27 protein-coding genes and 4 pseudogenes are annotated in these 26,538 nt (G+C 63.2%); 15 read left to right on the top strand and 16 right to left on the bottom strand.

The features are described 5' to 3' along the window. Positions 1 to 60 precede the first annotated feature (60 nt). From purB to AC0V8S_RS25550, 3 genes are all read right to left on the bottom strand, one after another. The gene (gene purB / locus AC0V8S_RS25560) at positions 61 to 1,368 is read right to left on the bottom strand and encodes an adenylosuccinate lyase (RefSeq protein ID WP_475434187.1); all 1,308 of its coding nucleotides are present in this window, start codon (positions 1,366 to 1,368) and stop codon (positions 61 to 63) included. Positions 1,369 to 1,525: 157 nt separating this feature from the next. Next, positions 1,526 to 1,939 (bottom strand): hypothetical protein, encoded by a 414-nt coding sequence (locus AC0V8S_RS25555; RefSeq protein WP_475434185.1) that lies wholly within the window; start codon positions 1,937 to 1,939, stop codon positions 1,526 to 1,528. Positions 1,940 to 2,041: 102 nt separating this feature from the next. After that, entirely contained in the window at positions 2,042 to 2,764 is a 723-nt protein-coding gene (locus tag AC0V8S_RS25550) for a DUF2259 domain-containing protein (protein WP_475434184.1), read from the bottom strand. A 133-nt stretch (positions 2,765 to 2,897) separates the two neighbouring features. Between AC0V8S_RS25550 and AC0V8S_RS25545 the strand changes: the two genes are divergently transcribed. Further along, complete coding sequence (locus AC0V8S_RS25545) at positions 2,898 to 3,152, top strand: DUF2171 domain-containing protein (protein ID WP_183458662.1); 255 nt, start codon at positions 2,898 to 2,900, stop codon at positions 3,150 to 3,152. A 9-nt stretch (positions 3,153 to 3,161) separates the two neighbouring features. Here the strand turns inward: AC0V8S_RS25545 and AC0V8S_RS25540 are convergent, their stop codons facing one another. Both AC0V8S_RS25540 and AC0V8S_RS25535 read right to left on the bottom strand, forming a co-directional pair. Continuing rightward, entirely contained in the window at positions 3,162 to 4,181 is a 1,020-nt protein-coding gene (locus AC0V8S_RS25540; RefSeq protein ID WP_183458664.1) for a P1 family peptidase, read from the bottom strand. Further along, positions 4,181 to 5,248: a branched-chain amino acid ABC transporter substrate-binding protein gene (locus tag AC0V8S_RS25535; RefSeq protein ID WP_475434182.1), complete on the bottom strand. Its 1,068-nt coding sequence runs from the start codon at positions 5,246 to 5,248 to the stop codon at positions 4,181 to 4,183. Before AC0V8S_RS25535 ends, AC0V8S_RS25540 begins: the two co-directional genes overlap by 1 nt. A 182-nt stretch (positions 5,249 to 5,430) precedes the next feature. On the opposite strand from AC0V8S_RS25535, the gene AC0V8S_RS25530 reads away from it, so the two are divergent. From AC0V8S_RS25530 to AC0V8S_RS25500, 7 genes and pseudogenes are all read left to right on the top strand, one after another. Further along, entirely contained in the window at positions 5,431 to 5,958 is a 528-nt protein-coding gene (locus AC0V8S_RS25530) for a flavin reductase (protein ID WP_475434181.1), read from the top strand. Further along, positions 5,955 to 6,884: an AAA family ATPase gene (locus AC0V8S_RS25525; RefSeq protein WP_183458670.1), complete on the top strand. Its 930-nt coding sequence runs from the start codon at positions 5,955 to 5,957 to the stop codon at positions 6,882 to 6,884. The genes AC0V8S_RS25530 and AC0V8S_RS25525 overlap by 4 nt, the downstream gene beginning before the upstream one ends. A 4-nt stretch (positions 6,885 to 6,888) precedes the next feature. Next, positions 6,889 to 8,153, top strand: a pseudogene (locus AC0V8S_RS25520) (vWA domain-containing protein). Positions 8,154 to 8,198: 45 nt separating this feature from the next. Continuing rightward, complete coding sequence (locus tag AC0V8S_RS25515; protein ID WP_027045528.1) at positions 8,199 to 8,537, top strand: XdhC family protein; 339 nt, start codon at positions 8,199 to 8,201, stop codon at positions 8,535 to 8,537. A 6-nt stretch (positions 8,538 to 8,543) separates the two neighbouring features. Next, positions 8,544 to 9,247 (top strand): annotated as a pseudogene (locus AC0V8S_RS25510) (XdhC family protein). Beyond that, the gene (locus AC0V8S_RS25505; RefSeq protein WP_475434179.1) at positions 9,244 to 10,854 is read left to right on the top strand and encodes an NTP transferase domain-containing protein; all 1,611 of its coding nucleotides are present in this window, start codon (positions 9,244 to 9,246) and stop codon (positions 10,852 to 10,854) included. The pseudogene AC0V8S_RS25510 and the gene AC0V8S_RS25505 overlap by 4 nt, the downstream one beginning before the upstream one ends. A 32-nt stretch (positions 10,855 to 10,886) precedes the next feature. After that, positions 10,887 to 11,785, top strand: a pseudogene (locus AC0V8S_RS25500) (alpha/beta hydrolase family protein). Positions 11,786 to 11,813: 28 nt separating this feature from the next. Here AC0V8S_RS25500 and AC0V8S_RS25495 read toward each other — a convergent pair. Beyond that, positions 11,814 to 12,865: pseudogene (locus AC0V8S_RS25495) on the bottom strand (DUF1176 domain-containing protein). 141 nt (positions 12,866 to 13,006) lie between these two features. Here AC0V8S_RS25495 and AC0V8S_RS25490 point away from each other — a divergent pair. Next, positions 13,007 to 13,513, top strand: coding sequence for a DUF1993 domain-containing protein (locus AC0V8S_RS25490; protein ID WP_475434177.1), 507 nt, complete (start codon positions 13,007 to 13,009; stop codon positions 13,511 to 13,513). Positions 13,514 to 13,567: 54 nt separating this feature from the next. On the opposite strand, the gene AC0V8S_RS25485 is transcribed toward AC0V8S_RS25490, so the two are convergent. Both AC0V8S_RS25485 and AC0V8S_RS25480 read right to left on the bottom strand, forming a co-directional pair. Then, positions 13,568 to 13,732, bottom strand: coding sequence for a hypothetical protein (locus AC0V8S_RS25485; protein WP_080511763.1), 165 nt, complete (start codon positions 13,730 to 13,732; stop codon positions 13,568 to 13,570). Positions 13,733 to 14,062: 330 nt separating this feature from the next. Continuing rightward, entirely contained in the window at positions 14,063 to 14,230 is a 168-nt protein-coding gene (locus tag AC0V8S_RS25480; RefSeq protein ID WP_475434175.1) for a hypothetical protein, read from the bottom strand. Here AC0V8S_RS25480 and AC0V8S_RS25475 point away from each other — a divergent pair. The 3 genes from AC0V8S_RS25475 to AC0V8S_RS25465 all read left to right on the top strand — a co-directional run bounded on the left by AC0V8S_RS25475 (position 14,159) and on the right by AC0V8S_RS25465 (position 17,077). After that, complete coding sequence (locus AC0V8S_RS25475; RefSeq protein ID WP_244662009.1) at positions 14,159 to 14,578, top strand: hypothetical protein; 420 nt, start codon at positions 14,159 to 14,161, stop codon at positions 14,576 to 14,578. The two genes, AC0V8S_RS25480 and AC0V8S_RS25475, sit on opposite strands and share 72 nt — an antisense overlap. 114 nt (positions 14,579 to 14,692) lie before the next feature. Beyond that, a complete protein-coding gene (locus tag AC0V8S_RS25470) occupies positions 14,693 to 15,760 on the top strand; it encodes an aldo/keto reductase (RefSeq protein WP_475434173.1) in 1,068 nt (355 codons plus the stop codon). Between the two features lie 48 nt (positions 15,761 to 15,808). Then, positions 15,809 to 17,077 carry a cysteine desulfurase-like protein gene (locus tag AC0V8S_RS25465; RefSeq protein ID WP_475434172.1) on the top strand — a complete coding sequence of 423 codons (1,269 nt, stop codon included), beginning with the start codon at positions 15,809 to 15,811 and terminating at the stop codon, positions 17,075 to 17,077. Positions 17,078 to 17,095: 18 nt separating this feature from the next. On the opposite strand, the gene AC0V8S_RS25460 is transcribed toward AC0V8S_RS25465, so the two are convergent. The 6 genes from AC0V8S_RS25460 to AC0V8S_RS25435 are packed head-to-tail and all read right to left on the bottom strand — an operon-like array spanning position 17,096 to position 23,135. Continuing rightward, positions 17,096 to 18,124, bottom strand: coding sequence for a histone deacetylase family protein (locus AC0V8S_RS25460; protein WP_475434170.1), 1,029 nt, complete (start codon positions 18,122 to 18,124; stop codon positions 17,096 to 17,098). Then, entirely contained in the window at positions 18,121 to 18,642 is a 522-nt protein-coding gene (locus AC0V8S_RS25455) for an N-acetyltransferase family protein (RefSeq protein WP_475434168.1), read from the bottom strand. The genes AC0V8S_RS25460 and AC0V8S_RS25455 overlap by 4 nt, the downstream gene beginning before the upstream one ends. 3 nt (positions 18,643 to 18,645) lie before the next feature. Continuing rightward, a complete protein-coding gene (locus AC0V8S_RS25450; RefSeq protein WP_475434166.1) occupies positions 18,646 to 19,155 on the bottom strand; it encodes a 2-thiouracil desulfurase family protein in 510 nt (169 codons plus the stop codon). A 19-nt stretch (positions 19,156 to 19,174) separates the two neighbouring features. Next, complete coding sequence (gene kce / locus AC0V8S_RS25445) at positions 19,175 to 20,104, bottom strand: 3,5-dioxohexanoate:acetyl-CoA acetone transferase (RefSeq protein ID WP_183458692.1); 930 nt, start codon at positions 20,102 to 20,104, stop codon at positions 19,175 to 19,177. A 3-nt stretch (positions 20,105 to 20,107) separates the two neighbouring features. Continuing rightward, entirely contained in the window at positions 20,108 to 21,493 is a 1,386-nt protein-coding gene (locus AC0V8S_RS25440; protein WP_475434164.1) for an aminotransferase family protein, read from the bottom strand. Position 21,494: 1 nt separating this feature from the next. Further along, positions 21,495 to 23,135, bottom strand: a complete 1,641-nt coding sequence (locus AC0V8S_RS25435) for a N,N-dimethylformamidase beta subunit family domain-containing protein (protein WP_475434162.1) — start codon at positions 23,133 to 23,135, stop codon at positions 21,495 to 21,497. 155 nt (positions 23,136 to 23,290) lie between these two features. Between AC0V8S_RS25435 and AC0V8S_RS25430 the strand changes: the two genes are divergently transcribed. Beyond that, a complete protein-coding gene (locus AC0V8S_RS25430; RefSeq protein WP_475434160.1) occupies positions 23,291 to 23,539 on the top strand; it encodes a ParB N-terminal domain-containing protein in 249 nt (82 codons plus the stop codon). 79 nt (positions 23,540 to 23,618) lie between these two features. On the opposite strand, the gene AC0V8S_RS25425 is transcribed toward AC0V8S_RS25430, so the two are convergent. After that, positions 23,619 to 24,647, bottom strand: coding sequence for an isopenicillin N synthase family dioxygenase (locus tag AC0V8S_RS25425; protein ID WP_475434158.1), 1,029 nt, complete (start codon positions 24,645 to 24,647; stop codon positions 23,619 to 23,621). A 112-nt stretch (positions 24,648 to 24,759) separates the two neighbouring features. Here AC0V8S_RS25425 and AC0V8S_RS25420 point away from each other — a divergent pair, with 112 nt between their 5' ends. Together AC0V8S_RS25420 and AC0V8S_RS25415 are read left to right on the top strand one after the other, a co-directional pair. Further along, positions 24,760 to 25,155: a GFA family protein gene (locus tag AC0V8S_RS25420; RefSeq protein ID WP_475434156.1), complete on the top strand. Its 396-nt coding sequence runs from the start codon at positions 24,760 to 24,762 to the stop codon at positions 25,153 to 25,155. Positions 25,156 to 25,307: 152 nt separating this feature from the next. Further along, complete coding sequence (locus AC0V8S_RS25415; protein WP_475434155.1) at positions 25,308 to 25,520, top strand: hypothetical protein; 213 nt, start codon at positions 25,308 to 25,310, stop codon at positions 25,518 to 25,520. A 6-nt stretch (positions 25,521 to 25,526) separates the two neighbouring features. Here AC0V8S_RS25415 and AC0V8S_RS25410 read toward each other — a convergent pair whose 3' ends face one another. After that, a complete protein-coding gene (locus AC0V8S_RS25410) occupies positions 25,527 to 26,432 on the bottom strand; it encodes a hypothetical protein (protein ID WP_475434153.1) in 906 nt (301 codons plus the stop codon). Positions 26,433 to 26,538 lie beyond the last annotated feature (106 nt).

Genomic DNA, 26,538 nt, shown 5'->3' with positions numbered 1-26,538 from the left:
GAAGCGAGGTCGGATGAGGGGTGCTCCAGCGTGACGCCAGCGACGATATAGCGCCTTACCTCAGGCCCCCCCAAACACCCGCCTGAAAATCGTGTCGACGTGCTTGGTGTGGTAGCCCAGGTCGAATTTCTCGCGGATTTCCGCCTCCGGCAGTGCCGCGGTCACTTCCTTGTCGGCCAAAAGTTCCTCAAGGAAATCAGCGCCTTGCTCCCACACCCTCATGGCGTTGCGCTGCACCAGCCGGTAGGAGTCCTCGCGCGACAGGCCGGCCTGCGTCAGCGCCAGCATCACGCGCTGCGAATGCACCAGGCCGCGGAACTTGTTCATGTTCTTCAGCATGTTCTCGGGGTAGACGACCAGCTTGTCGACAACACCGGTCAGGCGTGACAGCGCGAAATCGAGCGTCACCGTTGCGTCCGGGCCAATCATGCGCTCGACAGAGGAATGCGAGATATCGCGCTCATGCCAGAGCGCCACATCCTCCATCGCCGGCAGCGCCATGGAGCGCACCATGCGGGCAAGGCCAGTAAGGTTTTCCGTCAGCACCGGATTGCGTTTGTGCGGCATCGCCGACGAACCTTTTTGCCCCGGCGAAAAATACTCTTCGGCTTCCAGCACCTCGGTGCGCTGCAAATGCCGGATCTCGGTCGCCAGCCGTTCCATCGACGAGGCGATGACGCCAAGCGTGGCAAAGAACATCGCATGGCGGTCGCGGGGGATGACCTGCGTCGACACCGGTTCCGGCTTCAGCCCGAGTTTCGCCGCCACATGCTCCTCGACATAGGGTTCGATGTTGGCGAAGGTGCCGACCGCCCCGGAAATGGCGCAGGTTGCGATATCCTCCCGGGCATGCACCAGCCGCTCGCGGCAGCGCGAGAATTCGGCATAGGCCTGCGCCAGCTTGATGCCGAAGGTTGTCGGTTCGGCATGGATACCGTGGCTGCGGCCGATGGTGACGGTGTCCTTGTGCTCGAAGGCGCGGCGCTTGAGCGCGGCAAGCAGGCCGTCAATGTCGGCAAGCAGGATGTCGCTGGCGCGGGTAAGCTGGACGGCAAAGCAGGTGTCCAGAACATCCGAAGAGGTCATGCCCTGATGGATGAAGCGCGCGTCCGGCCCGACGAATTCGGCAAGATGGGTCAGGAAGGCGATGACGTCATGCTTGGTGACACGCTCGATCTCGTCGATCTTCTCGACATCGAATTTTGCAGCGCCGCCCTTTTCCCAGATGGTTTTTGCCGCTTCCTTCGGGATGACGCCGAGTTCGGCCAGCGCGTCGCAGGCATGGGCCTCGATTTCGAACCAGATGCGAAACCGGGTTTCGGGCGACCAGATGGCGACCATTTCCGGCCGGGAATAGCGAGGGATCATCGGTCAGTCCTGATGTATCTAGAGCAATCCAGGAAAAGTGCGCAGCGGTTTTCCGTCCCGGAATTGCGAAAAGAAGGAGTTAGAGCGGGTCGGCGGTTCTACCAAACGCTGAACCGCTCTGGGTTAGCCCGCGTCCTAACAGAGGCGGACAAAATGCTCAACGCCGCTGCAGTGCAAACCAGAGGCTGGCGGCAAGCAAGGCGACGAAACCGAGCGGAAAATAGAGCCGGATACCCAGCACCACGAACTGGTAGGACGCCACCGCCATCGTGAAGGCGAGCTGAAAGCCCCAGGTGAGGGTGAAGACGGGCGCATGCCATTCGGCGTAGTACGACCGGTATTGCAAGGCATAGAGCCCGGCGGTGAGCCCGATCGTAGCGGCGGCAAGGCACACCATTGCCGCCGCGAAGGCGACTTCCCGGCCTCTTCCGAGCGAGACCAGCCGTGCCGCGAACAGGCCAAGCGGAAAGGCGAGGGCGCCGCCACCCGCAAACAGCAGCGACACAATGCGGATTTTATCCGGCGTCACCCAATGATCCAGCAACAGGTTGATCAACGCGCTGGCGCCCATGGCCCCGGCCCACACCAGCGAGCCGGAAAAGCGTCGCGCGCCACCCCGGCAAAGCGCGGCGGACGTAGTTCACGTTGCGGCCGGGTATGACGGCGTGCTCTGTCACAGCCGGCCGGTCACGGCAATCCAGCGGAAGTTCGGCCCCTCGAAGCCATATTGGCGCACGGCGATCAGCACCGCATAGGCGCTGAGGCTGTCCATGGAGAATGTCTGGACCGCGCCGATGCGGTAGCCGTTCGGGCAGCCGCGGCTCTTGGGAATCGACTTGTCCTCGTGCAGCAATTTGGTGGTGCCGCCATCCTGCGCCTCGACGCGCAGCAGCCGAAAGCCATTGATCTCGCCCTGGCTGTCGCAACCTTCGGTGTTGTTCATGCCGATCTCATCGAGCCGGAACTCGAGCGGCTGGTCGACCGGAGAGAAGATCGGCCGCGGATTGACAGCCATCCGGTGAGGATCGGCCGAAAGCTCGGTCACCGGGTTGAAGCCCGCAGTAATACCGTGATTGGCGCTCAGCTCGGCCTGGCTGACGATGGTTTCGCCCTTCTGCCGGGCCTGGAGGCGGGCAGCGTCCAGTTTGGCGTTCTCGTCGTCGAGCCGGACTCTGATCGGCGTGCCCTTGAGAAAGCTGTCGGTGCTCGTGTCGATGTAATAGCGGTTGGCATAGGGAAAGCCCGACCCGTCCTGGACACCGTATTCCTCGAAGGCGAACACGCTGCCGTCCTTGGTGAAGCCAAGGATCTCGAGCTCGGCGACATCGCCAGCGTGGGCGACTGACACCACAAACTGTACGGCCAGGGAAACGGCATACAAAAGAAGCATTCGCATCGGTTCTTCCCCCAGCAGCCGCGATCGTTGCAATCCCTAGCACGACCGAATCAAAACGTCGTGCGGCTGACAAGCCGATGCATCCAATCGGCCTGTCATTTGTTATTGTCGGCAGTCCCAATGGAGAACCACCATGACCGACACCAGCAAAATTCGTGAGCATATGGAAGTCGTCGGCGCCGATGGCGTGCATGTCGGCACTGTCGACAAGGTCGACGGCCAGCGCATCAAGTTGACCAAGGCCGATAGCGGCGAGGGCGCTCACAGGGGTCATCACCACTACATTCCTCTGGCGCTGGTTGCCGAGGTCGATGGCAAGAAGGTGTGGCTGGCGGCAAATTCCGACGTCGCGGTTATGTTCGAGGAAGAAAAATCCGATCCGGTCTGATCGACGGCTTTAGCGCGACGACCAGACGGGAAACAGGTCGTTGTTGGCCGGCGTCGCGGCAAACACGCCGCGGCTGATGGCGCGCGCCATGGTGGCGCCGGCCGCGGCATAGAGGTCGATTGCGGCATCGGCGTCGAGCCGGATGCCGCTGGTTCCCGTCGCCAGCGCGAACACCAGGTCGCCGTCCGCCGGCGTGTGCGTCGGCCAGATGGCGCGCACGAAGCCGTCATGAGCCGACATTGCCAGGCGTTTTGCGGCGGCCTTGGTCAGAACCGCATCCGTGGCAATGACGGCGATGGTCGTGTTGCCGCCGGTTTCCATCTGCTTGCCTGCCTGCTTGTCGCGATATTTCAGCAAGATACGCCTGGCATCGTCCGGCATCGGCGAGGGATAACCGAGCCCGCCGAATTCGTCGCCGATTTCGAAGGGTGCCGCCCAGAAATGGCGGGTGCGGCTGACGGTCACCGATCCGGTCGGGTTGACGGCGGCCAGTGCACCGATGGTGACGCCATTGTCGAGCAGCGTCGAGGCGGAACCCAGGCCGCCCTTCAGCCCCGCGGTCAGCGCACCGGTGCCGGCACCCGTCGTGCCGAGCTGGAAATCGGCGGCCGCGCTTTGCGCGGCTTCATAGCCGAGGTCGCGGTAGGGTGGATAACGGCTCCAGTCCTTGTCGCCGCCATTGCGCAGGTCGAACAGGATTGCCGCCGGCACGATCGGCACGCGAAAGCCGCCCACTTCGAAGCCGATGCCGCGTTCGCGTAGCGCCGCCTGCACGCCGGACGCAGCATCAAGGCCGAAAGCCGAACCGCCCGACAGCACCACCGCATGGATCGCCTCGACCGAATTGTGCGGTTCGAGCAGGTCCGTCTCGCGCGTGCCCGGCGCGCCGCCCAAGATCTGGACACCGGCCACCGCCGGCTCGTCGCACAACACGGTTGTCACGCCGGACTTTAGCTTGGCGTCGGCAGCGTTGCCGACGCGCAGGCCGGCAACGTCGGTGATCAGGTTGCGCGGACCGGTGCGGAACATCAGTTGCTTTCCAAGGGCACGAAGCGCGTACCGTCGAAGCGGAAGACACGGTAAGGGCTCTGGCTGAGATCGCCCTTGGCGCCGAAGCGGATCGGCCCGATCGCCGTGGTGAAATCATGCCCGGTCAGCGCCTCAGCCAGCGGCTTGTCCGAGGACAAGGCCGACGCTGCCTTGGCGATCTCGACCGCCGCATAGGCCGGCAGCGTGTAGCCGTCCGGCACGATCTTCTGCGCGGAGAAGCTTTCCAGCACCTTTGGGTCGGCGACATCGGCCCATTCGGGCGGCGCGATCATCAGCGTGCCCGTGGCATAGGACACGTCGCCGGGCGGCGTGCGCAGATTTTCGCCGCCGGCAAAGACGATGCCGGCCTGGAGCTGTGCTGCATCGCGGCCCATAATGGCAATGTCGTCGCCGTCGCCACCGGCAAAGACATGCGTGGCGCCGGCTTTCTTCAGCCGGCCGACCAGGCCGATCTGGTTGTCGAGCTGTGGCCGGAAAGTGTCGACGAACACCGGTTTCAGCGCCGCTTGCTCGGCCGCCGCGCGAAAGGTCTCGGCCATCTCGCGGCCATAGATGGTGCCGTCATCGATGATGGCGAACAGCTCGTTCTGCCACAGGCGGGTGAGGGTGGAGGCAACGGCGTTGCGCTCGTCGTCGCCGCGCGGCCCGAGGCGATAGACCGGCCAGCCGGTCTTGGCACGGCGGTCGGTGAGGCTTTCGGTTCGTACGCCGACGGTGATGACCGCGATGTTGGCGTCCTTTAGGATCGGCATCGCCGCCTCGATCGCATCGGTGCAGAGGAAGCCGACCACGACACTGACCTTGGCTGCGGCAAAATCCCTGGCCGCGGCGGCGCCGCCATCGGCGGTGCAGGCATCGTCCACGGTCTTCAATTCTACGCCGTTTGCTCGTGCCGCCAGCCCGGCGCCGGCCTCGATCTGCTTGCCGAGGATGGCCGATGGTCCCGACAGGGGCGCGGCGACGCCGATGGTGAGCGTCTGGGCGCTGGCGGCGCCGGCCAGGAACAGCCAGGCCAGCGCGGCGGATATCGTTGCCCCGGGTCGCATCCTGCCGAAGAGTTCCTCCCAAGCCCGCGACAACAGCGCGGGCGCCAATTCCCGCCAAGACCTAAAGGCTGCCCGGCCTTGGTGCAACACGCGAATTTGGGGATATGGGCCAAGCACTTCGCTTGTGGCATGTCATGTCTGGCCATATATAGCGCTAGGGTTTCTGGTTGTGGAAAATTCCGGTGCTGAAGAAGAACGATATTGGACCGCAGGCCTATCGCGACGCGATGAGCCATTTTGCCGGTCACGTCCATGTGGTCACCACCGATGGACCCGCGGGCAAGCGTGGCACGACGGTGATCGCCGCCTGTTCGGTGTCGGACACGCCGCCGACCATTCTGGTCTGCCTCAACCGCGAAAACGCCAAGAATGAGCTGTTCGTGGAAAACGGCCGGTTTGCCCTGAACACGCTGGCTTCGCACCAGGAGCCGCTGTCGATCGGCTTTTCCGGCATCACCGGCCTGCCGGTCGAGGAGCGTTTCGCGCTCGGTGAGTGGGATGTGATTTCCACCGGCGCGCCGACGCTGAAGGGCGCGCTCGCGGTGTTCGACTGCGAGCTGATCGACACCAAGGACCTGGCCACCCATCGTGTGCTTTTTGGCAAGGTGACAGGCTTGCGCATGGGCGATAATTTGCGGCCGCTGATCTACCACGCTCGCGGCTACCATGTCCTGGACAGCGGAGCGGCGGCGTTCACGGAGAAAGAATGACCGAACTGAAACCGCGCCCCGTACCGCGGACGATCGACGAGACGCTCGATCTCCTGACCGGCGCGGATTATGTGGCGGACCGGTCGCTGGCGACCGTTCTTTTCCTGTCGTTGCGCATGAACCGGCCCTTGTTCCTCGAGGGCGAGGCCGGCGTCGGCAAGACCGAGATCGCCAAGGTGTTGGCTGGGGCGCTCGGCCGCCGGCTGATCCGCCTGCAGTGCTATGAGGGGCTCGACGTTTCTTCCGCCGTCTACGAGTGGAACTACGCCGCGCAGATGATCGAAATCCGCATGGAGGAGGCGGCCGGCAAGGTTGACCGCTCCGCCATGGAGCGCAATGTGTTCTCCGAAAAATATCTGATCCGCCGCCCGGTGCTCGATGCACTGACGGGCAAGATAGGTGCCGCGCCGGTCTTCCTGATCGACGAGCTCGACCGCACCGACGAGGCCTTCGAAGCCTTCCTGCTCGAAATCCTGTCCGACTACCAGGTGACGGTGCCGGAACTCGGCACCATCAAGGCGGAAGAACCGCCGATCGTCATCATCACCACCAACCGCACCCGCGAGATCCACGACGCGCTGAAGCGGCGTTGCCTCTACCATTGGGTCGATTATCCCAATGCCGAGCGCGAGTTGGAGATCGTGCGCCGCAAGGTGCCGCAAGCCAACCAGCGGCTCTCGGCGGAGGTGGTCTCCTTCATCCAGAAGCTGCGCCAGATCGAGCTGTTCAAGGTGCCGGGCGTTGCCGAAACCATTGACTGGGCCGGCGCGTTGACCGAACTCGACAAGGTGGCGCTCGATCCCGAAACCGTCTCCGACACGATCGGCGTGCTGTTGAAATACCAGGACGACATTGCCCGCATCGGCGCGGGCGAGGGCCGGCGCATCCTCGACGAGGTCAAGGCCGAGCTCGCGGCGGCGGAGTAGCGCGATGAAGGCGCCGGGTGCTTACCCCAAAGAGGCCGACCCCAGAGAGGCGACGGCGGACGGACGCATCGCCGACAACATCGTCTATTTCGCCCGCACCTTGCGCAAGGCCGGCATGCGGGTCGGGCCGGCCTCGGTCAAGGATGCCATCGAGGCGGTGCTGGCCGCCGGCATTGGTTCACGCGACGATTTCTACTGGACGCTGCACGCGGTGCTGGTGTCCAGGCATGAGGATCACCCGACCTTTGACGAAGCCTTCCGGCTGTTCTGGAAATCGCGCGAACTGATCGAGAAACTGCTGGCGATGTTTTCGCCGGTGGCGCCGGACGTCAAGGAGAAGCAGAAGCCGCGCGCGGCCGAGAACCGCGTCAGCCAGGCCATGTTCGAAGGTCATCAGAAGAACCAGCCGCCGCAGGAAGTCCCCGAGATCGAGGTCGATGCCCGTTTCACCTTTTCCGGCAATGAGGTGTTGCGGGGCAAGGACTTTGCCCAGATGAACGCCGCGGAAATGGCGGATGCCAAGAAGGCCATCGCCGAGCTGCGATTGCCTTTCGACATGGTGCGGACCAGGCGTTTCAAGGCTGATGCGCATGGCCGCCGCATCGACCCGCGCGCCATGATGCGCTCCGCCGCGCGCACCGGCGGCGAACTGATCCTGCCGAAATTCCGCTCGGCGCGCGAAGTCCATCCGCCGCTGGTGGTCCTGGCCGACATTTCCGGTTCGATGAGCCAGTACACGCGCATCTTCCTGCATTTCCTGCATGCGCTGACGGAAAACGCCGCCGCGTCCACACCTTCGTCTTCGGCACGCGGCTGACCAATCTGACCCGGCAGATGCGCCACCGCGATCCCGATGCCGCCCTTGCCGACTGTTCGGCGGTGGTCAAGGACTGGTCGGGGGGCACACGCATCGGCGACACACTGGCCGAGTTCAACCTGATATGGTCGCGGCGCGTGCTGGGGCAGGGCGCGGTCGTGCTTCTGATCACCGACGGGCTGGAGCGTGACGATGTCGCTGGCCTCTCGGAGGAGATGGAGCGGCTGCACAAATCCTGCCGGCGGCTGATCTGGCTCAATCCGTTGCTGCGCTTCGACGGCTTTCAGGCGCGCGCCCGCGGCGTCAAGGCGATGCTGCCGCATGTCGACGAATTCCGCTCGGCCCACAATCTCAATGCGCTCGCCGACCTCTGCGCTTCGCTGGACAAGAAGTCAGCACAATCCGTCGATCCGCGGCGATGGATGGAAGCTGGCGCGAAGCACGCCGCATAGCCATATCTTTATCCATCGGAAAAACAGACTCTGAGAGAAGCGATCATGGACGACAGCATCTATCTCGATGAGGCCCGCGACCCGCTGATTATCGCGGAAGGCTGGATGAAGGACGGCAAGGATGTCGCCATTGCCACTGTGGTCGAGACCTGGGGTTCGGCGCCGAGGCCGGTCGGCAGCCATCTGGTCATCGACGCCGAAGGCAATTTCCACGGCTCGGTCTCGGGCGGTTGCGTCGAGGGTGCGGTGGTGAGCGAGGCGATCGACGTGATCGACTCAGGGAAAGCCAAAATGCTCGAATTCGGCGTAGCCGATGAAACCGCCTGGCAGGTCGGCCTGTCCTGCGGCGGTCGCATCAAGGTTTATGTCGAGCGGTTGGGCTGATCTCAGATGGATCCATACGCCCTAAAAACTTTGAATGCTGAGCGCCGCGCCCGCCGTGCGGCGATCCTCGTCACCGATCTTGGTGACGGCCGCGACCGCATCGTGCGCGAAGGCGATCAGGTTGCCGGCGATCTCGGAGCCGCGATCGCTAGGGCATTTCGATCGGGCAATTCCGGTTCCGTCGAAGCGGAAGGGCGAACCTTCTTCTCAACGCGCATCTGCCGCAGCCGCGCCTCGTGGTGATCGGCGCCGTCCATATCAGCCAGGCGCTGGCGCCAATGGCCAGGATTGCCGGCTATCCCCTGGAGATCATCGATCCGCGCACCGCCTTTGCCACGCCGGATCGTTTTCCCGATGTCGCCTTGCATGCCGAGTGGCCGGAAGATGTGCTGAAGCGCCAGCCGCTCGACAGCTACACCGCGCTTGCCGCCGTCACCCATGACCCGAAGATCGACGATTTTGCGCTGAAGGCGGCCCTCGACGCCAACTGCTTCTACGTTGGCGCGCTTGGCAGCCGCAAGACGCACGCCAAGCGCGTCGAGCGCCTGCTGGCGCTGGGCGCCAGTGCCGACCAGATCGCCCGCATCCATGCACCGATCGGGCTCGACATTGGCGCCGCCAGCCCCGCCGAGATCGCTGTGGCGGTGCTGGCGCAGACCATCTACGCGTTCCGGTCGCGCGGCCTCGATGCCAAAGGCGCCGTGGCGTGAAATTCGGTCCGGTTGCCATTGAAGAGGCCGAAGGCGCGGTGCTGGCGCATGCCACCACCGCTGGCGAAAAGCGCTTTCGCAAGGCGCACAGGCTGAGCGCCGAAGACGTCTCCATACTCAAGCGGGCAGGGATCTCGCAGGTCGTTGCCGCCGTGCTGGCCCCGGACGATCTCAGCGAGGACGCCGCGGCGCAAAGAATTGCCGAGAGCATGATTTTTGGCGGCATCGAGGCGAGGCCCGCCACCACCGGTCGGGTCAATCTCCATGCTAAGGCATCAGGCATCTTCACGGTCGATGCCGCGATGATCGACGCGATCAACGCCGTCGATCCCGCCATCACCCTTGCCACGCTGGCGCAGCATGCTCCGGTCGAAAAGGGTCAGATGGTGGCGACGGTGAAGATCATCCCCTTCGCGGTCGCCTCCACCCTGGTCGACACTGTTACGAAAATCTGTGCCGGCGGCGAGATCTTTGCCGTCAACGCCTATCAGCCGGTGCGCGTCGGTGTCATCCAGACGGTTCGGCCGGGCATCAAGCCCAGCGTGCTCGACAAGACATTGCGCGTCACCGAAGCGCGGCTGGCGCGCTCGGGTGGCCGGCTGACGGCGGAGCGCCGCACGCCGCACGAGATCGCGCCCGTGGCGGAGGCGGCCGCCTCGCTGGCGCGCGACAACGACATGGTGGTGATCTTCGGCGCCTCGGCGATGAGCGATTTCGCCGATGTCGTTCCGGCGGCGATCGAAATGGCGGGCGGAACAGTCATCCGCGCGGGCATGCCGGTCGATCCCGGCAACCTGCTGGTGCTAGGCACACTCGACGGCAAGCGCGTCATCGGTGCGCCCGGCTGCGCCCGCAGTCCCAAGGAAAACGGCTTCGACTGGGTGCTGGACCGTTTGGTTGCCGGCCTCGACGTCACCGCGAAGGACATCGCCGGCATGGGGGTCGGCGGGCTGTTGATGGAAATCCCGACACGGCCGCAGCCGCGCGAGCCGCTGCCGGCCAGGAGCCGGCTCAAGGTCGCCATCGTGCTTCTGGCGGCAGGCCGGTCGAGCCGCATGGGCGGACCGAACAAGCTCATGGCCCTGTTCGACGGCAAGCCGCTGGTGCGCCGCACGGCCGAGCGCGCGCTTGGCTCGAAGGCGTCGGGCACGATCGTTGTCACCGGCCATCAGCGCGAGCGCGTGCGCGCGGCACTGGCGGGGCTGGATGTGACCTTCGCCGACAATCCCGATTTCGCCGATGGCCTGTCGACCTCGCTGAAGGCCGGTATTGCCTATCTGCCCGAAGACACTGCCGGCGCGATGATCGTTCTCGGCGACATGCCTGGCGTAGTGTCAGACGATCTCGACCGGCTGATCGATGCCTTCCGCAAGGCCGGCGGCAATTCCGTGGTCCGCGCCTCGCATCAGGGCAAGCGTGGCAACCCGGTGCTTTTGCCACGCTCGCTGTTCCCGGCCATCGCTCATCTCGAAGGCGATACCGGCGCCCGCCATCTGGTCGAGGCCGAAGGGCTCGACGTCATCGACGTCGAGATCGGCGAGGGCGCGTCTGTGGATGTCGACACCCGCGAGGCGCTCGAAGGCGCCGGCGGCGTGCTGCAGGATTGACAAACCGAAGCTGAATTACGCATGGCTGCGGTATGGCTTCTCGTTTTCCTTCTCCACTTCACGCCCTTCTGGCTGCGGTATTTGTTCTTTGCCTTGCCGGCCAAGCCGATGCGCTCGAACTAAAGCCCTTCAAGGACGACCTCTTCGCCTATCCGGCCACGCTCTCGTCTGACAGCAACGGCGCTTACACCGTCATCGACTATCGCGAGATGCGCGATATCAACCAGCGCGACGAGGTGCCGGAAAAGCGCGTGCACCCGCAATACACCGACACCGGCGTGCGCAAGGTGCAGCAGGATCTGATGCTGAAGACCGACGCCGGCGATGTCAGGCATGTCGCCGTCGGCAAGACGCAAGGCGCCGGTATCATTGTGCTCTACCTGCACGGGCAGGGTGGCAGCCGCAAACAGGGCGTCGACGACTTCACCTTCGGCGGCAATTTCAACCGCATCAAGAATTTGATGGCCGGCAATGGCGGGCTTTATCTCTCGCCGGATTTCCCCGATTTCGGTGACAAGGGCGCCGCTCAGGTCGCGGCCTTGATCGACCACTATGCCGAACAGTCGCCGGGCGCGAAAATCTTCGTCGCCTGCGGTTCGATGGGCGGCGCACTGTGCTGGAAACTTGCCGCCCGCAACGATAGCGGTCGGCGCATCGACGGGCTGCTGCTGCTCGGATCGCTATGGGACGAGAGTTTCTCGCAAGTCCCGCCTTCAGGCGTCATGTCCCGGTCTTCTTCGGCCAAGGCAGCCATGACGTGGTCTTTCCCATTGCGAACCAGGAAGCCTTCTTCCGCTCCATCATCGCCCGGTCGAAAGCCTATCCCTATCCGACCCGCTTCGTCCGCTTCGAGACCGGCACGCACGGCACCCCCATCCGCATGGTCGACTGGCGCGGCACGCTGAACTGGATGCTGTCGAAGGCGCCTTGATCGGACGCTGTCTGGAAGCCCTCAGCGCTCAAGGCGCGGTGTTGTAGTCGACCACCGTCTGCGGGTTCTCCTCGCCGTCATAGGACGCGTCGACGTCATACTGGACCAGCGAGAAATCGCCGTTGCGGAACAGATAGGTTCCCGAATCGGAGGCGTCGCCGACGCCACGCCACTTGTTGAAGGTGGTGATCGTATGGGTGTCAGCGTCATAGTCGGAATTGACCGCCCAGCCGGTCGTCTCGAAGCCGACGATGCTCATGCCCAGCAGCTTGCCCTCGCTGTCATTGTTCTCGTAGCGGATGTCCATCTTGGGTTCGGCGAACTGCAATTGCCGTACTTCAGACAATTCGTCGGTCATGTAGTAGACCGAACTTTCATTGTAGGCCGCGGCCGAACAGGAGAAATGGAACAGCCGCGTTTCCTTGTCGGGATCGCCGGGCTGCGCATCCTTGTCCTTGTACTTGATCGAAAAGACCTCCGGCTCGTCACCCAGGAACTGCTTGTCACACTGGTCGCCATAGGTCGCCAGGAAGGCCTTCTTGACCTGCTCGAGTGCCGTATCCTTCTTCGGCGGCGGCGGGCCGTCGCCGCAGCTTGGCGGCAGCGCCTTTTCGAAATCGGCGGTCGAGGGTTTCAGCGCGCCTTTTTCGATGTGGATCGGATCGAAGGGCGGCGCGGCCTGGATCTGCGCATTGACCTGACGCAGCGTGTAGCAGCCGGCAAAGACCTTTTCGCCACCGCTCTTGTCGGTGGCACGGATGGCGACCGGGACGTTGTAGAAAATGCTGCCGGCGGCACCTTCGTCTGAAATGGCGCCGGTCGCGACCTCGACCTTGTCGGTACCGTCATAGCCCTTGACGAAACTGTCGAAATCCTAGCCGGCTTTGCATCGCCATAATAACCCCAGGCCCGGGCGAATTCGTGCCGGTTGATGGCGCTGTAGAGCGAGCGGATGACCGCCTCGGCGCTGGACCGGTCGTCGACATAGGGCGCTTCGGGCGCGTCGTCGGCGGCCAGCGCCGTTTGGCCGGATATGGCAAGGGAGAAAAAGGCAGTCGCTGCGAGAAGGACGCGTCTCATCGGGAATCTCCGCTCGATAACGGAAATTCTACCACGGCGATTGCGGCGCCGTGGTGACGCGGAGCCCACGGCGCTTGAAGAATCGTGTGGGGAGGCGTTACGTCGCCTGCGCCGGCGTTCCGACCGGACAGGAGATTTGACGTGACGATATCGATGTATGAGGCATCCGTGCCCGTGTTTTCAGCCAGGCTGAAAGCACTTTCCAGTGTGCTGGCGGCCGCCGAACAAAATGCCCTTGACCGCAAGATCGACCCGCAGGTGTTTTTGACGGCGCGGCTTGCGCCCGACATGTTCGCTTTAACCCGGCAGGTGCAGATCGCCACCGACCACGCCAAGGGCGCGCCGTCGCGGCTGGCCGGCCGCGAGGTGCCGAAATACGAGGACAATGAGGCAAGCTTTGCCGATCTCGAGGCGCGGATCGCCAAGACGCTCGCGCTTCTGGCGACGTTCTCGGCTACCGATATCGACGGTTCCGACGACAAGGTGATCGAGTTGAAGCTCGGAGGGCGCGAAACGACGCTGGGCGGCATGCAATATCTGCTGCATGTGGCCATGCCCAATTTCTATTTCCACCTCACCACCGCTTACGACATCCTTCGCCACAATGGCGTGCCGCTGGGCAAGGCGACATTCCTGGGATCGCGTTGAGAAATTAGACTTCGAGATGTCCCGGATCGGTCCGGGACATCTCGCGACATGCATTCAGCGAATGGACATTTCGCGGGCGACGCGCGGAAAATCGGCGGGCTTGATGCCGATATCGGCGCGGTCGGCATTGCTCATCGAGTGAAGCAGCGCGAGCGCCGCGCGGTATCTCAGATGTTCCTGCGGGCGCGGCCGGGCGAACATTTCCGTGAAGAAACCCATGATTCAGGCTCCTGGTTGGTCCTCCACGGCTGCCAATATAGGTGAATCGTGACAATTGTGCAGTGCAGCATTTGCATGCCTGCTATGTCCGGATGATTTTCATAAATTTTTTTTGCGGCCCAGTGAAACTTCCGCGCAGCACGAACCGTAGGCTTCGACGCTGGCTCATGGCCAGTTTTTCCTCGCCACTCCTGGCGAATTTCCGGACTGCATGAAAGTGCAGTCCGGCTTTTTGTTGAGAACCGGACGCGATCCTTAGAAAACTAAATTCATTAAGATCGGTGCTATGTATTTTTAACGAGCCGGTTCTATGGTCTGGAAACCTGACAGTCAGGCAAGGGGGAGGCTGACATCGCTACCAGCGCCAAGCGTGATTTCGCTTCGCTGCTCGACGACCTCTTCGTCGCCTCCGACAAGGGCGACGGCATCGAGGGCGACGAGGCCGGCGCGCGTCCGTCCATTCCGTTCGACTATCTCTCGGTCGCCGACGAACTCCATTCCGGCCGCATCAAGGTATCCGCCGCCGAATACCGTGAGGCCGGTGCCGATCTGGCGAGCGAATTCGCCGCCTTGCTAGAACACGCCAAGCTGGCCCTTGCTGCCGAGGATCCGAAGCCCGAAGAAAAGCTGCCGCCAATTGACCCTGAATCGATCGCGGCCGAACTGGGGCTGAACCAGCCCAGGAGCGCTGCCGATTTCGGCCGCATGCGCCGCAGCTTTGCTTTCACCAACCATCCCGACCGCGTCGCTCCGCATCTGCGCCAGCGCGCCATGATCCGCATGCAGGTGGCCAACATGCTGATCGACGAAGCCAAGCGCCGCGCCCTGGCCGGTGCCCGGCGCTAGCCAGGTCAGCTGGTTCACGCAAAAGTCGGCCTGGTGAGGCTTGGAGAGCGCCTCCGCTTTCCCTATAGATGCAGCCTCCCTCCCGCGCAGACTTTCCCTCCGGAGCAGAATTCCATGCACAAACGCCGTCTCGGTCGGACCGATCTTCTTGTTACCCAGATTTGCCTTGGTTCGATGACCTGGGGCCAGCAGAACACCGAGGCCGAAGGTCACGCGCAGATGGATCTGGCTTTTTCGCGCGGCGTCAATTTCATCGACACCGCCGAACTCTACCCGATCCCACCCAAGGCGGAGACGCAAGGGCGGACGGAAAAGATCATCGGCAGTTGGATGAAAGCCAAGGGCAATCGCGACAAGGTGATCCTTGCCTCCAAGGTCGTCGGCCGCACGGCGAGCGACTGGTTTCGCGGTGGCAGGCCGTCGCAATTGGTGCGTGCCGATATTTTTGACGCGGTCGAGAAATCGCTGGCCAAGCTCGGCACCGACTATCTCGACCTCTACCAGATCCACTGGCCGGAGCGGGACATCCCTTGGGGTGCAAACCCGACGCGCGTCGGCGCGGTGGCGCGGCGGGCCGATGCAGACGGCGCACCGGCCAACGAGACGCCGATCGCCGAGACGCTTGGCGTCTTCGACGAACTGGTGAAAGCTGGAAAGATCCGTCATTTCGGCCTGTCGAATGAGAGTTCCTGGGGCCTCATGCGTTACCTCTCAGAGGCCGAGAAAGGGATCGGCCCGCGGGTCGCGTCGATCCAGAACGCCTACAATCTCGTCAACCGCACCTTCGAGGTGAACCTTGCCGAGGTCTGCGAGCACGAACAGGTGTCGTTGTTGCCCTATTCGCCGCTGGCTCAGGGCTATCTGACCGGCAAATACGACCATGGCGCCCGACCGCAGGGTTCGCGCTCGCAATTGTTTAATCGTGGCCAGCGCTACGAGACGCCGAATGCCGCCGAAGTGCTGCTCGAATACAATGAACTGGCGCGCTCCTTCGGCATGGAACCGGCGCTGTTTGCCAATGCCTATGTGTCGAGCCGGCCCTTCGTTACCTCCAACATCATCGGTGTGACGACCATTCCGCAGCTCGAAATGGCGTTGTCTTCGGTGGATGTCGTCTGGACCGAGGAGATGCAGAAGGCGGTGGACGCGATCCACCAGCGGGTCGGAAATCCCTGTCCTTGATAGGCTAAGGGCGAAAAATTATCACGGAATTACAAAGGGGTGGAGACGATGGTGGATTTTTCGATCGATGCCGTGCGTGGACAATTTCCAGCGCTTTCCCTGACCGACAAGGGCAGCCGGCGCATCTACCTCGACAACCCCGCCGGCACGCAGGTGCCGCAGGCGGTCGCCGATGCGGTGTCGCGCTGCCTGCTGACGACCAATGCCAATCTCGGCGGCTATTTCGAAACGACGATCGCGGCTCAAGCTGTCGTCGACGAGGCGCATCAGGCGATGGCCGATTTCCTCGGTGCGGCGAGCCCTGAGGAAATCATCATCGGCGCCAATATGACGACGCTGACCTACCACATGTCGCGCACGCTCGGCCGCACACTGGAGCCCGGCGACGAGATCATCCTCACCCGCATGGATCACGAGGGCAATGTCTCGCCCTGGCTGCAACTGGCCGAGGACCTTGGCCTCGTGGTGCGCTGGCTGCCATTCGATGAAAAGAGCTGGCAGGTCGAAGAGGCGACGCTCGCCGGGCTGCTGTCGGACAAGACGCGGCTGGTCGCATTGAACTATGCCTCGAACCTGACCGGTTCGATCAATCGCGTGAAGGCTTTGACCGCCATCGCCAAGAATGCCGGCGCCTTGGTCTATGTCGACGCCGTGCAGTTCGCGCCGCATGGCCTGATCGACGTGCAAGACCTCGGCTGTGATTTCCTGATCTGCTCGGCCTACAAATTCTTCGGTCCGCATATGGGCATTTTGTGGGGACGGCGCGATATCATCGATGGCCTGAAACCCTATAAATGCCGCTGTTCGTCCAATGGCCTGCCGGAGCGGTTCGAGCTTGGCACGCCGCAGATCGAGCTCATGGCCGGCCTCACGGCTGCGGTCGATTATTTTGCCGAGCTGGGTGCGGCAGCGGGCGAGGGTGGTTCGCGCAGGCAGAAGATCGCTAGCGCGTTCGAAGCCTGCATCGCCTATGAGAATCCGCTGGCGCAAAGGTTGATCGACGGCCTGTCCGACATTTCAGGCCTGACCATCCATGGCATCACGGATCCGAAGCGGCTCAGCGATCGCGTGCCGACGGTCTCCTTCACCGTCGACGGCATCGTGCCGGAAACGATCGTTCGGCAGATGAACGCCGAAAACATCTTCCTGTGGTCCGGCCACAACTATGCCTGGGAGATCGTCCATCAGCTCGGCATTCCGGCCGAACAGGGCGTCGTGCGCATCGGCATCGCCCACTACAACACGGCGGCCGAAATCGACGAGACGCTGGAGAGCGTGCATCGGGTCATTGCCATGCTGAGGCAGCAACGATCCTGACGCCGTCGGCTTAAGTTTTCACCGCGCCTTGCCCCCAAAACCGGTGAGGAAGGCGGTGAGGTTGTCGCCGAGCGCGTCGCAGAGATAGCCGCCTTCCTGGACGATGACTGTCGGCAGGCCGAGCCCGGCGATGGCCTCGCCGATGCGCGAGAAGCCCGGTGTCGTCACCGAAAGCCCCCCGAACGGGTCGCCCTCGAAGGCGTCAAGACCGAGCGCGACCACCAGTGCATCGGGCGAGAACGACCGGATGCGCTGGAACGCCACTTCAAGCGCTTCCAGAAACGCAGCGTCAGCGGATTTGCGCGGCAGCGGCAGGTTGAAATTATAGCCGAGGCCCGGGCCTTCGCCGCGCTCGTCGGCATGGCCCCAGAAGAACGGATAGAAGCGCACCGGATCGGCATGCAGCGAAACGGTGAGCACATCGGGTCGCGCATAGAAGATGCCTTGCGTGCCGTTGCCGTGGTGCAGGTCGACATCGAGGATCGCCACCCGCGCCGCCTGCTTGCGCAGCACCTGCGCCGCAACCGCCGAGTTGTTGATGAAGCAGAAGCCGCCGGCGACATCGGCAAAAGCGTGGTGGCCGGGCGGGCGGCACAGCGCATAGGCGGCGGTTGCACCAGCCATCACCGTTTCAGCGGCCTCGACCGCGCTCCAGGCGCTCCACAGCGCGCTTTGCCAGGTCTCGCCCGAGATCGGGCAAGCTGTATCAGCCATATGATAGCCGGCCTGGCCAACCGCCGATGCCGGATAGGAGCCGCTGCGTGCGATCGGATGGATGTTGGGGATCACTTCTGCCGATGCGCCCTCGATGCGCTGCCAGCGCTCGAAAATGTGCTCGAGGAAGTCGAGATATTCGGGCGTGTGCACCGCCGAGACCGGGTTGAGCCCGTGATTGCGCGGGCGCTCGATCGTGCAACCGGCAGATGTTGCGCCGGCTAATAATCTCTCGATGCGCTCCGGTTTTTCCGGATTGGGCTGCGCTGCGCCGCTGGAAAGAAAGGCCTTTGGGTCGTGGCGCTTCTGCTCCTCGGCGTAAAAGGCTTTCATTCCTGCTCCTCCTGCGCGTCGGCGAAGGCAAAAAAGGCCTCGCCGATGATCTTCTGCGTCTGTTCGTAACTCGACCAGGCGATGCCCAGCCTCTCGTAAAAGGCCTTGGCGCCGTCATTGTCGGTGTCCACCGACAGCCTGAGATAGACGCCACCTTCTTTCCGGCATTCAGCGGCAACGCGTCGCAACAGGCGCTCGCCGATCTTGCGGCCGCGAAACCTGTCCTCGACATAGAGGTCCTGCACATAGACGCCGGGCCGCCCCATCCAGGTCGAGAAGATCGGAAAATGCAGACACAGGCCGGCGAATTCACCGCCGACTTCGGCGATCAGGGTCGAGAAGGCGGGCTTTTCGCCAAAGCCGTAGCGGCGGAGGTCATCTGACGTGGACGTGATCTCCTGATGCGCGCCGATATGGGTGCCGAGTTTGAGAAGCGCGGCGTGGATGGTGTCGACGTCGTCGATTGTGCCGTGGCGGATGACGGTATCGCTGGTCGCTGTCTGGATCTTGTCTGCCATGGATCAGGCCGTGGTCTCGGCTGAACCGGGCTTGTTCAGGAGATCGTCAAGGTCGCCGATATTGTCTTCCGAAAAGACGCGAATGCCGTTCGCTTCCAGCAACGCGGTGGTCGTGCCGCGACCGGCTACCCTTTTTCCGGCAAAACTGCCGTCATAGACGAAGCTGCTGCCGCAGGACGGACTGCCGTCGGTAAGAACCGCATAGCGGCATCCTGTTTCTCGGGCGAGTTCGAGCGCAAGCTGCCCGGCTTCGAGATAAATTGCGGTCACGTCGTTTCCCGTCTGCTCGACCACTTGACCCTGGCCGTGAAGCACCGCGCGGCCATCGCCTGCACCGCGAATTTCCGCCGGAGGACGTGGCGTCGAGAAACCTGCGGCAACCTCCGGGCAGATTTGCACGACCCGTCCCTCCGCTTGCCAGCGCATCAGTACCGGATGGTTGTTGAGCCGGTAGGAGCCGTTATAGCGGACATGGCTGCCAAGCAGGCAGGCGGAGACGAGAACCCTTTCCATATCAGCTCCTCCCTTGCCTCTAGAAAGCTACCCTGTCGCCACCCTTCAGCGCCAGCATCTCACGCGCCTCGGCCGGCGTGGCAACCTCCAGCGACAGGCCATCCAGAATGCCACGGATGCGGCGCACCTGGTCGGCGTTGGATTTCGCCAGCTGGCGGCCATCATAGAGGCTGTCCTCCAGCCCGACCCGGACATTGCCACCCATCGCCGCGGCGATCGAGATTAGCGGCATCTGCTGGCGGCCGGCGGCCAGCACCGAGAACTGGTAGCTGTCGCCGAACAATTTGTCGGCGATGCGCTTCATGTGGATGAGATTGTCCGGATCGGCGCCGATGCCGCCCAGAATGCCCAGCACGAACTGGATGAACAGCGGCCCCGACACCAGCCCACGGTCGCGGAAATGCGCCAGCGAATAGAGGTGGCCGACATCGTAGCATTCGAATTCGAAGCGCGTGCCGCAGCCCGTGCCCAGTTTTTCCAGCACGCCTTCCATGTCGGCGAAGGTGTTCTTGAAAATGGTGTCGCGCGTGGCTTCGAGCAGCTTTGGCTCCCATTCGTGCTGCCATTCGCGTGGCTTGTCGAGCATGGGGAACAGCGCGAAATTCATCGAGCCCATGTTGAGCGAGCACATTTCGGGCTCGGCCCGCAGTGGCGCCGCCAGCCGCTGGTCCAGTGTCATCAAGGAGGAGCCACCAGTGGTGATGTTGATCACCGCATCGGTCGCCTGCTTGATGCGCGGCAGGAACTGCATGAAGACATCAGGATCGGCCGTCGGCCGGCCGTCTTTGGGATCGCGGGCGTGCAGATGCAGGATCGAGGCACCTGCTTCCGCGGCAGCGATGGCATCGGCCGCGATCTGGTCCGGCGTCACCGGCAGATAGGGCGACATCGATGGCGTGTGCACCGAGCCGGTGACGGCGCAGGTGATGATGACTTTGCGCGGCGCCATTTTTCAGCCCCGGCCTTCGACCGGCAGGTCGAGCTCGGCGGCCAGAACTTCCAGCGAGTCGCCGATAATGGAGATGATCTCGCCGACCTGTTCGCTGGTGACGATCATCGGTGGCGCGACCATGAAATTGTCGCCGTCGACACCACCCTTGACCCGGCGGCCATAGATGATCAGCCCGCGCTCATAGGCGAGATCGAGCAGGCGCTGCGTGGCTTTCTTGCCCTGGTCGATCGGCCGCAACGTCTCCGGATCGGCAACCATTTCGGCACCGGTCAACAGGCCTTTGCCGCGCACATCGGCGATGAAGGGAAAACGCTTCGCCAGTCCCTTCAGCCCGTCCATCAGCACGTCGCCCATGGCAGCGGCATTGGCGATCAGGTCGAGCCGATCCATTTCGCCAAGCACCGCAAGGCCGGCGGCACAGGCCAGCGGATTGCCGGCATAGGTGTGGCCATGCTGGAAGCCGCCGGAAGCGAGCAGCGGCTGCACCAGCCGCATCGGTGCGGCGAGCGCGCCGAGCGGCGCATAGCCGGAGCCCAGCCCCTTGGACAGCGCGACGATGTCGGGCTTGCAATTCCAATGATCGCCGCCGAGGAATTTGCCGGTGCGGCCGGCGCCGCTCATCACTTCATCATGGATGAGCAAGATGCCGTAGCGGTCGCAGATCTCGCGGATGCGCGCATAGTAGCTGTCCGGAGCTACCAGCGCCGCGGTTGCCGCGCCACCGACCGGCTCCATGATGAAGGCGACGACGCTCTCAGGGCCTTCGGCAAGAATCTTCTCCTCCAGCATGTCGGCATAGCGGACGCCGCGCTGTTCCATCGAAAGGTTGTCGCGGTCGCGCCAAGCCGTGGGCGCCGGCACGGTCGGCATCACCCGCATCATCGGCTCAAAGGTCTCTGACAGCGCGTCGTCGCCGGTGATCGACAGCGAACCCAGCGTGCCGCCATGATAGGAGGGGAAGCGGGTGATCACCTTCCAGCGGCTGGCCTGGCCGGTGGCGACGGCCCATTGCCGCGCCAGCTTGATGCAGGACTCTGTTGCCTCCGAGCCGCCCGAAACGAAGAAGATGCGGTCCATGCCTTCCGGCAATTTGCCCGCAAGCTCGCGTGCCAGTTCCTCCGCCGGCTCGTTCTCGAAATGCAGGCGATAGGCGAAGGTGGCGCGGTCCATCTGCCGCTTCATGGCATCAAGCACATTGCGGTTGGAATGGCCGATATTGGCGACCATCGGCCCGCTCGATCCATCGATGAAGCGGCGGCCATCCTGCGTCCACATATAGATGCCCTCGGCGCGGTCGATCAGCGGCCGGCGCAGGCTGGACAGGTAGAACAGATGCGATTCTCGGCGCGCCTCGGTCACTTGAGCGGCGGTCTGGGTCTTCGACATGTCAGGACTTTCCAAGGTAGCGATCAATGACATTCTGGGTGACGCGTTCGACCATAGGGTCTTGTCTTAGCAGGCCGGCCACCCATTCGCAGCTTCCGGCGTGGAACACCTCGCCCTTGCCGCGCGGGAAATTGACGATCATGCCGTTGCCGCGTTTGACCTTTTCCAGATTGGCGTCGCTCGCCTCGCCGAACAACGTCTCGGCGGTGAATCGGCCATCCTCATCGGTGAGGAACTGATCCTCGATCGGAATGTCCGCGCTTTCCTCGACCTGGGACGCCATACCGACGGCCAGAACCTGCAACCCATCAGGCGCGCCGCTGGTCGCGGTGGGATAGGGCAAGCCGCCGCGTATCTCGAAGTCGAGCCCATCGACCTCATAGCCATAGACATGACTGTCGGCGCCGAGCAGGTCGCCATAGTAGATGCCGGTGCCGGCAAACGCCCAGTGTTCCGGCCGGTAGACCGGAAAGCCACGCACGCCACGCGGCGCGCAGCCGCCCCAGCCGGCATAGACGCCGCGCGTGGCGTTGAGGCCGAAGGTTGCTGAACCGGGCCGGCCGATCTCCGGCGCCTCCCAGGAATTGGTGGCGCGGGTGACGTCGCCGCCGCGATAGGCCGGGTCCTCGGCGCGGGCACGGTATTTGTAGCAGACCTGCCGGCGGCCCTCGTCTTCCAGCCGTGTCTGCCACATGAAATTGCCGGCAAAGCGCGCTGCATGGCCGCCGCGTTCGACATAATTGTCGACCGCGTCCCGCATTTCCCAGGTCCAGTACTCGTCATGGCCGACGAAGACGGCACAGTCATAGCCGTCGAGAATGTCGGGTGAAAAATGCAGATCGTGCTGGCTGGCGAGATCGACGGCGTAGCCGGCCCGCTCGGCGAAGCGGAAGAAGTGGCTGTCGTAGCTCGCCCAGCCGGACGAGGCGTATTTCTTCGAATGACCAGTGGCGAGCGCCCATTCCATATGGGGATAGCGCGGCACCGTCTTGGGCGGCACGGCGACCTCCAGCGGCACGCGCGGTGCGTCTTTCGGCAGCACGACGAAGCCACGGCACCAGGGGCGTTGCGTAGAGACAATCGACGAGTACTGGTTGCGATCCGGCCCGGTGATGCCCTGATAATGGTTGGAGCCGCCCCAGGTGTTGTAGGCAAGCCAGGTGCCCGTTGCCGCCACCTGCAGCACGCCGCCGGGCTTCTTGCCGGGCTGCGGGCTGACGATGAAAAGGTGGTGGCTGTGGATCGGCTTGCCGTCATGGCCAACGGCAGTCAGCGTTATCCGATAGGCTCCGGACGGCCAGTCGCTCTCGACACGGAATTCGAAGGCGGCTTCCCAGCCGCAACCCTCTGCGGAACATTGGTCGGGCGTGTCCTGCCAGACCGCCGCAATGCCCGATTTCTCGAACACTTTCGTCTCGGTGCCGCCGTCACGAACGATCGCCATGTTGAATGCTGGGGCCGTCGAACTGACAGACAGCGTCACCGTCTCACCGGCGCGATAGGAAAAGCGGTCGCTGTAGCACCAGATCTCGCCGCGCTCGCCATCCATTCCTGGCCACTCGTAGTAATGGCCGCGCACTGCGTGGCGGCGCTGCTCGGGCGTCAGCCCGAAATCGGGGAATTCGGTTGGCAGATGGGTCATGAACACCGGAGAGGATCGAAGGCCGTCATTTCGGCCATCTGCCGGCCAAGCGTCAAATGGAAACGATCGGGCCAGCGATTGCTTAGCCGCTCTTGGCCGCACCCGGCAAAGCGACTATCTCAGGCGAGGCGGTATTTTCCGCCGTGGGAGCCAGTATGCTCAAAGTGCAAAAGGTCAAGGTCGACGACATCTACGTGCCGACGGCGCGCAAGAAGACATTGCACCCCGAGACCGTCCGCCATCTCGCCGAGGACATATTGGAGAATGGCATGAAGACGCCGATCCAGGTCCGCCACGACGGCAAGCGTCATATCCTCGTCGAAGGTCTGCATCGGCTGGAAGCGGCCAAGTGGCTCGGCGAGACCGAGATTGACGCCTATCTGGTGCAAGCCAAGCGCCACTGACGCGGGTTCGGTTCGCGGTTCTCCCAGCGCATAGTCTCCAGATTTTTTCGCTGGCAGTGTCGGGTTGCCGGCGTGTGGTTCAGGAAGCCATTGCCCGGCGGGGCTGCCTGAGATGCTTGATGCCGTTCATCTCGACGAAATTCGTCGCCGCTTCCCAGAGATAATCGCCATAAAGAAACGGTTCGAAAGCCTCGGCGCCGCTTAGTGGTAGCGGCGCGATCTCGGCGTCGACACGCGGTTCATAGAAAAACGGGATCGAGAACCGCGCCGTCTTCGGTGCGATCACACGGTGCCGCGTCGCTCGCACACGCCCGCCGGTCCAGCGCTCCAGCAACTGGCCGAAATTGACCGCCAGCGTGCCGTTGGCCGGCGGCACGTCGATCCATTCGCCGGCGAGGTTTTTTGCCTGCAAGCCTTCGACGCCGTCCTGTGCCAGCAAGGTGACGAAACCGGAATCAGCATGTTCGCGGCCAATGATCGTGCGTGTCTCGCCCTTGTGGACCACCGAGAACTCGGGCCCGCTGGTGTCGACGCCGGCAGTGGCGTCGCGCAGGGGATAGCGGATCAGGCGCAGCGTCGAGATGCCGTGCTCGAAATACGGATCGAAGATCGTTTGAGGCAGGCCAAGCCCGCGCGCGATCGACCGCATCAGCGCGTTGCCGACGCTCTCCATCGCGCGGTAGTAATCCGCCGCAGCCGCGCGCCAGCCGGGCAGGGCGCTTTCGGCCGGCAAGGGCGTCGGCTCGCACAGCGGATCGTCGGATACCGAACGGCCGGTTGCACCAGCGATATCCGGCCCCATGTCGATGCCTTCCTTGTAGGAGACGGCTGTCGGCTGCAGCGGGAACCATCCGCGATAGACGTTCTTTTTTGTCTGGTCGAAATTCCAGCGCAGCAATTTCTGCTTCTCTGTGTCGGGAAGGGCGAAGATGCGCAGCAATTGCGCTCGGCTGTCCGGCGTCAGCCAGGCGTCGCCAGGAAAATCACGGACCGCCATGAAACCAATTCCCGAGGCAGCGGCCATGATCCTGGCGTCGGCACGGTCGCGGGCGGGCGAGGGTGACCCGAACAGGTCCGCTATACCGATGGTTTCAATGTCTTGCGTCATGGCTTCCTGCCGCATCACCGTAATCGATGATGTTGTATCAAAGCTTTTCAATTGACCCAATCGGTCCCGCCATTACGTTGGCCGTACATTCTCCTCATCATGGATCAAGGCGATGACTAAACATCAGGGCGGGTGCCTGTGCGGAGCGGTGCGCTATCGCACCGACGCGGCTCCCATCAACGAACGCGTCTGCCACTGCCGGCTTTGCCAGAAGGCGATCGGCGCCGCCTTCAACGCACGCGTGTTGTTTCGCATCGATGATGTGACGATCGAGGGGCCGCTGGCGACGGTGAACACCTCGCCCGATCTCAAGCGCGGGTTTTGCCCAAGCTGCGGCACGACGATGTTTTCGCGGCGCGATTCCGCCGGCATAATCGGCATCACCACTGGGTCGCTCGACGACCCCTCGGCCTTCAAGCCACAGATGCATATTTTCACCGCCTCGAAGCAGCCTTGGGTGGTGCTCGATGACGGCCTGCCGCAATACGAAGGCGCTCCACCAGCCTAGACTTTCTCTCCCATCCACAGGCGCGAAGGGAAAGTGAAACCATGACCAAAATTTAATCCAAAACAACACGCGATAGCCGGCAAAACGTCATTGGCGGGCCATCATTGTCTTCCTATCTATGCTGCGCGGGCCGGCATTCGAGGAGACGACGGATGAACGACAGCATCAGCACCCTGGACGAGCTTTTGAGCGATCCGATGGTCCTGCTTGTCATGGAGCGCGACCGTGTGCGCCCGGAACAGGTACGCATGCTGCTCGAACGGGTCCGCAGCAGGGTGCCCGATGGTGCCCGTACCGATCAGCCGGTCGTTCCGCCGGCCCATATAGTGGCCAAAGGTTGTTTCCAGCAATGGCTGCGCAGTTAGGCGCGGTCAGTTGGAACTAGCCGGCAAATAGCTGTAATGGCTGCGGAAATAGGCGATTCTGAAGCCCAGGCGTGCATAGTTGCGATAGGCAGGGCCGTTGCGTTCCTCGTGCGGCGCCTCGATGTCGGCGACGAACAGTTTCGCGCCGGCCGCAATTCCGTCGCGCACCAGCGCTTCTCCAAGCACCGCGTCGAGATCGAAGCTCGGCGCCATGATGCCCGGCACCGGCGCTTCGATGCCGCTCCAGGCCGCGCCGTCGGCGCCGATGAACAGCGAGCGCACGGCCGCCACCGCGCCATCGCGCCTGGCCATGTAGTGATGCCAGCCTTGCCGGCCGACCAGAGCCAGCAGCCAGGGTGAGGTTGGCAGCCGGTAGCTTCTGTCGATGAAGCCGGCCCATTCGCTTGCCGATGCCTTCGTCACGCGTTCGACTGAAACCCCGTCAGCCATGAAGAGCGGCTCGGATGACAGCGGTTCCGCCTCGCGATAAATCCGCTCCCAGCCGCCCTGGCGCTGCAGGCCGCGCGCCTCGAGCCAGCATCTGACGCGTGATGGTTCGGTGTGTGGATTGACATAGAACCAGGGTCGCGAAATGCCGGCGGCGCGATAGTGCGCCAAGAGCGTGTCGAGCTGGCTTTCGGAGGCCGGGCTGTCGACGCCGAAATTCTTCACGCAGTTGAAATGGACGAACGGGATCGTCGTGCAGGTGGTCCAGGTGAGGTCGCCTTCTCCCGCTATCGAAAGCCCTTGCCTTGCGGCGAAATCGGCCGGCGCTGCGGCATAGAGGTCGAGCCATGCGTTCACCTCGGCGTGCTCAATAATACGGCTGAGGTCGCGCGAGACATCGTCGATCGCAATGCCAGGCGGGTGCGGTTCGGGCAGGGGCTGCAATTCTGACAGGGCGGTCGGCATGGCTCTCCTCCGTCATTATCTTACAGTGTAAGATTAGCGAAGAATAATATGAATGCGCGGCTTGTCAAGCGGCGCCTTACAAATCCGTAAATAGGATTCCGGGGAT

The organism is Mesorhizobium oxytropidicola (assembly GCF_056174625.1).
The sequence above is the reverse complement of the archived record's forward strand: the minus strand, read 5'-3'. Positions and strand labels throughout refer to the sequence as shown.